The organism is Klebsiella sp. EMBS2024 (assembly GCF_036233805.1).
GTDB lineage: Bacteria > Pseudomonadota > Gammaproteobacteria > Enterobacterales > Enterobacteriaceae > Klebsiella > Klebsiella pneumoniae.
The window spans coordinates 54,118-54,419 of record NZ_JAZARW010000002.1; the positions used below are offsets into that span (position 1 = coordinate 54,118).

Here is a 302-nt window from a genome sequence, read left to right on the forward strand (position 1 = left end):
GATGCTACCGGGGCTTATCACCGTGAGATTGCTAAGAAGATGGGGAATAAAGTTCATTTTACCACTCCGATGATGCAGCTTCAGGACCCGGAACGCACCAAAGTCCTGCTGGTTACTCTGCCTGAAACCACTCCGGTACTGGAAGCGGCAAACCTGCAGTCCGATCTTGAGCGTGCGGGGATTCATCCCTGGGGCTGGATTATCAATAACAGCCTCTCTATTGCACAGACTCATTCACCACTGCTGTGTCTGCGTGCTCAACAAGAACTTCCTCAGATCGAGGCTGTGAAGAACCAGCATGC

The 302-nt window shown here is 52.0% G+C and carries 1 pseudogene; it reads left to right on the top strand.

Features of this window, described 5'->3' with window-relative positions:
• Positions 1-302 (top strand): annotated as a pseudogene (locus VZP09_RS24480) (arsenical pump-driving ATPase); the annotation flags it as partial.